Below are 6,727 nucleotides of genomic sequence, written 5' to 3' on the forward strand. Positions count from 1 at the left end.
ATGGAACAAAGCCCCGGGCGTGCCGCAACGCAACAAAAAACCGAAGGTCCGATACCTGTTTTGATCCGAAGTGTGGGCGAAATCCGCCGCTCCGACGCACTTCAGACTGGCCAAAAGGCGGAAAACGGGCGTTTTTTAGCCAAATAGGCCCACGCTAAACAGCGCGGAGCGCTCCTGCCCGAATCCAATTCGAAACGCTCTAATATTTGCGCTGCACCAATGCGATTGCGACTTATAGGCGGCGTACCTTGTAGTGACCTGCCAAGCCGGCGTGAAACTTTTTCGCCTCGTCCAAACCGCGCGCAACCCTACGCTCCTGTGCAAAATTATGACGGAACCGACGCATCGCCCTCCTGGCCGTGGAGGCTAGGATCACAGAAGTGCAACTCGGGTGGGTCGGCAGATGTGGCGAATAATCCGGTTCCTGACATTGCTCATGATCGCGATGGCTCCTGCCGCGGCGACCGAGCAGGGCGCCACAACGACGAGTCGCTATGCGGCTCGGGATTTCTCGACGCTGCTCAAGCCTGGGTCGGAATTCATCGGCTATATCGGCACCGATTTTCAGCGCCTGAAAATCCACTTCACCGAGGTCAGACGCGATAGCGCCAATCCCAAACTCTATCGCGTCCGCGGCCTGACGCTGGTGAAGAACACCGCGTGCGATTTCACCGGCACCATCGTCATCGACAAGATCTCCGCACAGGCGCCGTTCACTTACACGCCGGAAGATGTGCCGCCGGTCACGGTAAAGGCGCGCGGTCATCTCGCCGCCCATTATGAATTTCGGGAAAATCCCGAACAGACCCATGCCGGCATCTTTACGGGCACGATGTGGCTCGATTGGGTGATCGACGCCCAGGGCAGTCTGGTTCGCGACGAAATCGACATCGTGTCGGACGGATATGCCAATAATCAGTATACCGGCTGGTGGACAGCCTATCCTGGCCGTCTGGTCAAAAAGGCCAACTGGGGTGAATATCGCGTACCAGATAGCGACGGTCTCGATTGCGGCGCAGCCGAATTTGCGCCTTGCGAGCACTACCGCGACAAGGGGTGGGCCGACTACACTTGGCAAAAATGGAAGGACTGACGCCGGCCTCTCTTGCCTCAGTGCATCATCAGTACCGGGATCATCGGGTGGGAGACGATGTGTTCGGTGACGCCGCCGAAGATCGATTCCATTACCTGGTGGTGACCGTAGCCGCCGCAGACCAGCAGATCGAAGCCTTGGTTCGCGGCAGTATCGAGCAGCACTTCCGCGGTCGAAGCGTCGCCACGCGGCAAGATCTTGGTCTCGCACGTCAGGTTGTGCAGGGCGAGATAGGCGGCGACGTCGGAACCGTTGCCCGGCAGCACGCCGTTCTGGACGGTGATGACTTCGATCTTCTCGGCCCGGCGCAGGAACGGCAACGCCGCGGTCAGCGCATGCGCCGAAACGATGGAGCCGTCCCAGCCGACCGCAATGCGCTTGCCGATGGTCTCGGGCATGGTTTCGGCCGAGAGCAGCACCGGGCGCCCGACTTTGGTCAGGGTACGGACGAACGCTTCCTGCACCTCGGGCTCGTCGGTCTCGCGGATCGGCGGGAACACCACCAGGTCGCAAAGCCGCGCCGCCTTGTCGAGCGCCCGCGGCAGGTGCTCGCGCACCTCTTCATAGGAGACGGTGACGGCGTCCTTGCGCTCCGCCCGGGCGACGATGCGCATGTTCGCCTCGGCCGCCATCGAAGCCAGCGTCGAGCGCGCCGCCTTGGACGAGGCCTTTTCGAGATCGGCGGCGGTATCGATCAGATCCTGGACGATGTCGGGCGACAGCGGCAGCTCGCCATAGGGCACCTGCTCGCGCGGGTCGGCGTGTACGAACAGCGCCAGTACATGGGCGTTGAAGGGCTTGGCCGCCGCGAACGCCGTGGCCAGCGCGAAACGGTCCCGCGCCACGCCTGCAACCGGCACCAGAATCTTGACGAACGGCATGGCCCACTCCCCAGAAAGCCCCCATTCGTCAGAACAAGAGCCTATCGGCGCGGGTTTGGCATTGAGAGTTGTCAAAGATGGGCATTCTGCCCCTTTTGGCGCTCTCGCGCCACTTCCCCCACACTCTGTGTGCGAGCGAGGCGACCGGTGCGCGTGTGGGGGCAGAAAAGAGGGCCTTAGTCCCCGCCGCCCTCGGCGATGGCGGTCAGGCCGGCGAGGTCGCGGATGACGATGCGGCGGCGGCTGGGGGTGGCGATGATGTTCTGGCGCTTCAGCTCCGACAGCGCCCGGCAGGTGGTTTCGATCGTCAGGCCGAGATAATCGGCGATGTCCTGGCGGCTGAGCGGCAGGTCGAGCGTGTGGGAATCATCGTTGCGGCGCTGCATCTCGAGCGCCATGAAGAACGAGGCGACCCGCTCCTTGGCGCTCTGGTGGCCGAGCATGGCGACATGGCGTTCGGCGGCCGCGAGCGACTTCGAGAACATCGCCAGCCGCTTCTGGCTGATGTCGGGATCGCCTTCGGTCATCGCCGAAATGCACAGGCGTGGACACCTCAGCGCCACGACATCGCCGACTGCCTCGGCGGTCGCCGAGTATTCGTTGGAAAGCTCGATGCCGAAGGTTTCGTCGGGCAGGAAGAAATTGACGATCTGGCGGCGGCCGTCGGCGAAGATGCGCGACAGGCGCACCGCCCCTTCGACCACCTTGAAGGAATAACGCGCCTCGTCGCCCTTGGCGTAGATCGTCTCGTTGCGGGCGAAGTGCATGGTGACGCCGTGCGCGTCCATGTCGGATTTGGAGATGCAGCCGGTGTCGGCGAAGAAGCGGCAGCCGTGCTCGCAAGCCGCCGGCCTCGCGGCCTCGCCGGGCGTGTCGATCGCACTTTCTGCCAATCTGCGCTGCACTGGAGCCTTCCGCGAAACGCGACACCCCAGAATAGCGCCGGGGGGCGGCTCCCTGTAAAGAGCCACCCCCCGTATGTAATTTCCGAAATTCCGTTACGGACTTCCGGGATATTTTAGAACGTCAGCGAGGTAACCACCAATTCCGGCGAACCCGCGACCGGAACCACCTTGAAGCCGAGGTCCTTGCACAGGGCCAGCATCATGGTGTTCTCGGTCAGGACGTCGCCGTGGACCTCCTTGACGCCATAGGACTTGGCGTACTCGACGACGCGCTTCATCAGCGCGGTGCCGAGGCCGTGGCCCTTGAGGTCGGAGCGCACCAGGACCGCATACTCGGCGCTGTCCTTGTTGGCATCCGACGAGAAGTTGGCGATGCCCACCAGCTCGTTCTTGTCGTTGAACATGACGAACGCCATGTCGCGGTCGTAGTCGATGTGGGTGAGACGCGACAGCAGGCTGGTCGGCAGGGTGCGCAGCGGCGAGAAGAACCGCAGGCGGACGTCATCGGGCGCCAGCTTGCCGAAGAATTCGGTGAACACCTTGTAGTCCTCGGGGCGGACCGGACGGACGAAGAATTCGCCGGCGCCGGAGACGGCTTCGGTGGCTTCCAGTTCCTTCGGATACGGCTTGATCGCAAGGCGACCGTCACGCGCACCCGGCTTGGGTTCGCCAAGCTTGATGCGGGCGTCGACCGCGATCACGCCCTTGTCGTCGCAGAGCAGCGGATTGATGTCGAGTTCCTGGATTTCCGGGAAGTCGCAGATCAGCTTCGACACGCGCACCAGCACGTCGGCAACGTCGTTGATCGCCGCCGGCGGACGATCGCGGAAGCCCTTGAGCTGCTTGTAGATGCGGGTATGGGTGATCATGTCCATGGCGAGCGTGGTGTTGATCGGCGCCAGCGCCAGCGCCGAGTCCGCCACCACTTCCACCGACACGCCGCCCTGACCGAACAACAGGTACGGTCCGAAGGTGCCGTCGACCGCAACGCCGCAGATCAGTTCGTAGGCGCGCGGGCGCTTGATCATTTCCTGCACCAGGAAGCCGTCGAGCTTGGCGTCCGGGCAGTTCTTGCCGACGGTGATCAGCATCTGCTCGGCCGCGGCCTTGGCCTCTTCCGGGGTTTCCAGGTTCAGCTTGACGCCGCCGACGTCCGACTTGTGGGTGATTTCCGGCGACATGATCTTGATCACGATCGGCGACTTCCAGTCGGCCGAAATCGCGGCGACGTCGGCCGGGGTCTTGGCGGCCTTCGAACGGGCGATCGGGATCTGGTAGCAGGCGAACAGATCGGACAGGCTGACCGCATCGAGCCACAGCTGCTTTTCGCTCATCGCCTTTTCGACGATCGCCTTGGCCTTGGCTTCATCCGGCGAGAAATTCTCGCCCTTGGACGGCGGCACTTCCATCAGAAGGTTCTGCACGCGGCTGAACTGGGCCAGGTGCATGAAGGCGCGGATCGCCTTTTCCGGGGTTTCGAAGGTCGGAATGCCGGCGGCGCGGAACGCATCGCGGGCCTTCTTGGTTTCGTCCGACGAGCCCAGCCAGTTGGTGAAGACCGGACGGGTCGTACCCTTGACGGATTCGACCACCGCCTCGGCGCCTTCCAGGCTCGACGCCACGGCGGTCGGGCAATAGAGGACGACGACGCCATCGGCATCGGGAACCTCGTTGCAGATCTTCATGGTGTCGAAGAAGCGCTTGCCGGGGGCGTCGCCGATGATGTCGACCGGGTTACCGCGCGACCACGTCGGCGGGCAGACGGCGTCGATGTTCTTGATCGTTTCTTCCGAGATGTCGATCAGATTGCCGCCGAGGTCCGACAGCTTGTCCACCGCCATCACGCCGGCGCCGCCGCCGTTGGTGACGATGAGCAGACGGTCGCCGGTGACGCGACCGGGCTTCGACAGGGTTTCGATCGCGTCGAAGATCTCGTCGAGATCGCGGGCGCGCAGAATGCCCGAGCGGTTGAACACCGCATCATAGACGCCGTCGGCGCCGGCGAGCGCGCCGGTGTGCGAGGACGCCGCCTTCGCCGCCGCGGCCGAGCGGCCGGCCTTGATGGCGATCACGGGCTTGATGCGGGCGCAGGCGCGCGCCGCCGAGATGAACTTGCGCGGGCTGAAGCCGTTCTTGTGGCCGGCCGCTTCGATGTAGAGCACGACCGCGTCGGTGTCGGGGTCCTGCGCCATGTAGTCGAGCATGTCGCCGAAGTCGGCATCGGCTTGGTCGCCCATCGAGACGAGATGGCTGAAGCCGACGCCGCGTTCCAGCGCCCAGTCGAGCATGGTGGCGACGAGCGCACCGGACTGCGCCACGAAGGCAACGCGGCCCTTCTTCGGCTTGGCTTCGGCGAACGAGGCGTTGACGCCGGCCGGAGTGGAGATGATGCCGATGCAGTTCGGACCGGCGATGCGAAGGCCGTGCTTCTTGGCGTTCGCGAGCATGTGATATTCGAGCGTCTGACCGTCGGGGGCGAGCATGTCGCGCAGGCCGGCGGTGATCACGACCGCCGCGCGGGTGCCGCGGGCGCCGAGTTCGTCGATGATCGCCGGGATCGAAGCCGGCGGCGTCGCGATGCACGCCAGGTCGGGAACGACCGGCAGGCTGGCGACATCTTTATAAGCGAGCACGCCGTTGATCGCTTCGGCCTTGGGATTGACCGGCATGATCGGGCCTTTGAAGCCGCCGGCGAGCAGGTTCTCAGCAATCACCGCGCCGATCGACTTCGGCTTCTGGCTGGCACCGATCAGAGCAATGCTCTTGGGATGAAACAAAGCATCAAGGTTGCGGGTCGTCATGCATCGCGCCTCATTGGGGGGTTTGCGGGCCTGTTAAACCTCTGACCTGGGGATTGCCAGTCAGTCAGTGTGGGCCGAATTGTCTCGCCACAGCGTCACGCACGCTGTCCTGGTGGCGTGCCACAACATCGCCACGAATGCCCGGGACGACGCTGCCAAAATGAACATGGTCGACGACTGTAAGACCGCAGACGGCTGACACATGTTCGTCAAACAGTGTGCGGACCGCCTCCCAGGCGCCGGTTTTCCGCACCCATTCCGACGGCGCCCCCGATGCCGTGAAACTGATCAGCTTGCGCCCCGTCAGCAGCGGCTCGTTGCCCGCCTTGCCTTTTCCATAGGCAAAACCATAGCCGAAGACGCGATCGAGATAGCCCTTCAGCATCGCCGGCGGGGAGTTGAGCCAGAACGGATAAAACAGCGCAAACACATCGGTATCGGCCAGCAGAAGGCGCTCGGCCACGACATCGGGGCGGGGCGCATAGCCGGCCGCGGACGGAATCTCGTCGGCCTTCAGGCAAGGATCGAACGCCATGCCATAGAGGTCGCGCATGATTGTTTTATGTCCGAGCGCTTCGGCGGCCTCGGCATAGGCCACCGCCAACGACGAGACGAAACTGCGCGGATTGGGGTGGGCAATGATCAGGGCGTGCTGCATGGTCGAATTCCCTCCAGGGGCGCGCTGTTGTGGAAGCCGGGGCCGCCAAACGCATTGCGCATTGTCAAATTACTCCCGCGACGGGGGCAGCGAGACTCAGGTTCTTCCTGTATTTGAACCCCGAATTCCCTTAAGAGGAGGCCCCGGTGATGCCCACAGGCGAAATTGCCTGGAGGGCTTGCCCTGCGGCAATATGCTGCCACAGTGTGGGGATAGGAATTCAAGCGGGTTGTCTCAACCCGGAACAGCAGGATGGAAGTGCCATGGCAAACGAAGACGTCAAGAAGCTGTCGGACGACGTGGGTGAGTTGAAAGCCGGCTTCTCGCGCATCGCCGAGACCCTGTCGGACCTCGTGCGCCAGCGCGGCCAGGAAGCCAAAGCCCGCCTC

At 63.5% G+C, this 6,727-nt stretch carries 5 protein-coding genes; 1 reads left to right on the forward strand and 4 read right to left on the reverse strand.

What is annotated here, in order from left to right; translation table 11 throughout:
• Window positions 1–436 precede the first annotated feature (436 nt).
• On the forward strand, window positions 437–1,093 hold the full coding sequence (locus AC1P6P_RS19405; protein ID WP_481404094.1) for a hypothetical protein: 657 nt from the start codon (window positions 437–439) through the stop codon (window positions 1,091–1,093).
• A 17-nt stretch (window positions 1,094–1,110) separates the two neighbouring features.
• Here the strand turns inward: AC1P6P_RS19405 and AC1P6P_RS19410 are convergent, their stop codons facing one another.
• The 4 genes from AC1P6P_RS19410 to AC1P6P_RS19425 form a co-directional block, all read right to left on the reverse strand.
• Window positions 1,111–1,974, reverse strand: a complete 864-nt coding sequence (locus tag AC1P6P_RS19410) for a universal stress protein (protein WP_481404095.1) — start codon at window positions 1,972–1,974, stop codon at window positions 1,111–1,113.
• A gap of 176 nt (window positions 1,975–2,150) precedes the next feature.
• A complete protein-coding gene (locus AC1P6P_RS19415) occupies window positions 2,151–2,879 on the reverse strand; it encodes a helix-turn-helix domain-containing protein (protein ID WP_481404096.1) in 729 nt (242 codons plus the stop codon).
• A 113-nt stretch (window positions 2,880–2,992) separates the two neighbouring features.
• Entirely contained in the window at window positions 2,993–5,680 is a 2,688-nt protein-coding gene (locus AC1P6P_RS19420) for a bifunctional acetate--CoA ligase family protein/GNAT family N-acetyltransferase (RefSeq protein WP_481404097.1), read from the reverse strand.
• Between the two features lie 64 nt (window positions 5,681–5,744).
• Complete coding sequence (locus AC1P6P_RS19425; RefSeq protein WP_481404098.1) at window positions 5,745–6,338, reverse strand: NAD(P)H-dependent oxidoreductase; 594 nt, start codon at window positions 6,336–6,338, stop codon at window positions 5,745–5,747.
• Window positions 6,339–6,727: the final 389 nt, after the last annotated feature.

This window comes from Rhizomicrobium sp., assembly GCF_056722145.1.